Annotated in this window: 1 protein-coding gene; it reads left to right on the plus strand. The window is 42.4% G+C overall.

What is annotated here, in order from left to right; all coding sequences use genetic code 11:
• Positions 1-197 precede the first annotated feature (197 nt).
• Positions 198-1211 (plus strand): type I glyceraldehyde-3-phosphate dehydrogenase, encoded by a 1014-nt coding sequence (locus FJR08_RS08080; RefSeq protein ID WP_148765731.1) that lies wholly within the window; start codon positions 198-200, stop codon positions 1209-1211.
• Positions 1212-1325 lie beyond the last annotated feature (114 nt).

A 1325-nucleotide genomic window follows, 5' to 3' on the forward strand; every position in this document is an offset into this window, starting at 1 on the left:
ACAGTTGTCAGTTGTCAGTTGTTAAGAAGTTTTCCCTGCTCCCTGACTCCTGACTCCTGACTCCTGACTCCTTCTTATAAAATTCTGTATTTTTTTGTTGATCAAAGACTTTATCGTTATAAATAGCCGCCCCCTTTGCGATATGATTGGGGTCAACGATATCAACTTATAGGCATAAATACAGAGGGCAAGATACTGTGATTAGAGTTGCAATTAACGGTTTTGGGCGCATTGGACGTAACTTTGCCCGCTGCTGGGTGGGTAGAGAAAATAGCAATATTCAACTGGTCGGGATTAATGACACATCCGACCCTAGAACTAATGCTCACTTGCTTAGATATGACTCAATGTTAGGCAAGCTGCAAGGTGTAGATATTAGTGCTGATGATAACTCTATAACCCTTAATGGTAATACAGTTAAGTGCGTATCTGATCGCAACCCAGATAACTTACCCTGGAAAGAGTGGGGAATTGACCTGATTATCGAATCAACAGGCGTTTTTACCAGCAAAGAAGGGGCAATGAGGCACGTAAATGCCGGAGCTAAAAAGGTTCTGATTACCGCTCCTGGCAAAAATGAAGATGGTACTTTTGTAATTGGTGTCAATCATCATGATTATGACCACAACATCCATAACATTATCAGTAATGCCAGTTGTACAACTAACTGTTTAGCTCCCATTGCCAAGGTATTAGATGAAAAATTTGGGATCATCAAAGGCATAATGACCACTACCCACAGCTACACAGGTGATCAGCGTTTACTAGACGCTTCTCATCGTGATTTGCGTCGGGCAAGAGCAGCAGCTATTAACATTGTTCCCACCTCTACTGGTGCAGCAAAAGCAGTAGCGTTGGTACTTCCTCAGTTGAAGGGTAAGCTAAATGGTGTGGCTTTGCGTGTACCAACCCCTAATGTTTCCATGGTGGATTTTGTAGTACAAACTGAAAAGCGCACTATTGCCGAAGAAGTTAACCAAGCTCTGAAAGAAGCTGCTGAAGGTCCCTTGAAAGGCATTTTAGGTTACAGCGAATTGGAACTTGTATCTTCTGACTATCAAGGTACAGATGAATCTTCTATTGTTGATGCCAGCTTGACTATTGTTATGGGCAATGACATGGTGAAAGTCATGGCATGGTATGACAATGAATGGGGTTATAGCCAACGTGTTCTTGATTTGGCGGAATTAGTAGCTGAAAAATGGGTTTAATTGTCCGTTGTCAGTTGTCCTTTGTCCTTTGTCAGTTGTCCTTTGTCCGTTGTTTTTCTTTACCACTGACCACTGACTACTGACTACTGACCACTGTACGGGCGAAGCATTTGG

Source organism: Dolichospermum sp. UHCC 0260 (assembly GCF_009711985.1).
GTDB lineage: Bacteria > Cyanobacteriota > Cyanobacteriia > Cyanobacteriales > Nostocaceae > Dolichospermum > Dolichospermum lemmermannii.